Origin of the sequence: Actinacidiphila oryziradicis, from assembly GCF_005047355.1 — a bacterium.
Taxonomy (GTDB): Bacteria; Actinomycetota; Actinomycetes; order Streptomycetales; family Streptomycetaceae; genus Actinacidiphila; species Actinacidiphila oryziradicis.
The window spans coordinates 1-1,086 of sequence record NZ_SUMC01000354.1 but is presented as its reverse complement, the minus strand read 5'-3'; the positions used below and the strand labels follow the sequence as shown (position 1 = coordinate 1,086).

1 protein-coding gene is annotated in these 1,086 nt (G+C 65.6%); it reads left to right on the top strand.

Annotated elements, in window-relative coordinates; translation table 11 throughout:
* The first annotated feature begins 148 nt into the window (after positions 1-148).
* The gene (locus FCI23_RS55855) at positions 149-982 is read left to right on the top strand and encodes a transposase family protein (RefSeq protein ID WP_136731785.1); all 834 of its coding nucleotides are present in this window, start codon (positions 149-151) and stop codon (positions 980-982) included.
* The last annotated feature ends 104 nt before the right edge of the window (positions 983-1,086 follow it).

Genomic DNA, 1,086 nt, shown 5'->3' with positions numbered 1-1,086 from the left:
TGAGAGCTTTTCATCCTGAATTCGCAGGTGGGAGGCGCTGGTTTGGGGGCGGTCAGGCGTGATCGCGCTGGTAGACGGCCGTGATCATTCGGCTTGATCATCCGGCACCTGGTCGCAACCGAAAGTGCCCCCGGCGGGTTGGCAGTGTGTGAAAACGACCAGTGAGCCCGCCGAGGGCACCGAAGCCGTTGTCTACCAGTGCCAACTCCCCTTGTCCACCAGTACCATCCGTATGGTCGCCGACTTGATCCGGGGCCACCTCAAGGCGATCGGATCGCGGTGGCGCAAGCTCCCGCCCGGCCGTCAGGCGGTCATCGTCCTCGCCGTTATGCGTCACGACCAGCGTCTTTGCGATATGGCCGGCGGCAACAACATCTCCGCGTCCACGGTGCGGCGCTGGCTGCTGGAGGTGATCGACCTGCTCGCGGCCCAGGCCCCGCGCCTGGACCGCGCCCTGAAGAAATTAGCCCGATCGGGTGGCGAGGTCGTCCTGATCGACGGCACGTTGGTACGCACCCGCAGACGTACCGGCACCGCCAACCGCCGTAATCACAGCGGGAAACACAAGGCCCACGGCCTGCTCTTCCTCGCCCTCACCGACGAACGAGGAAACCTGCTCTGGATCTCCGCCGCCCGCCCCGGACGCGCCAGCGAGACCACCACCGCCCGCCACGACAAGATCACCACCCGCCTACGCCAAGCCGGACTCGGCGCGATCGGCGACCTGGGCTTCGTCGGCCTGGACGACGACCCGGACAACCCGGCAATCGTCACGGGACGCAAGGCGGCACGCAACCGCCCACTGACCCGGGCCGAGAAACAGGCAAACAAGCTGGTCAGCCGGGAGCGCGCCGCCAACGAACACGGCTTCGCCGACCTCAAGAACTGGCGGATCCTCACCAAGATCCGCATGAACGCCAAGCACGGCACCGCCCTTCTACGGGCTCTGCTCGTCCTGACCGCCAGCCAGGTGACCCGATGACGGATGATCAAGCCCGATGATCATGGTCGCCGACCAGCCCACTCATACCTGATGAACCCCAAACCAGCCCCTCTCACCTGCGGATTGAGGATGGAAACTCCTCA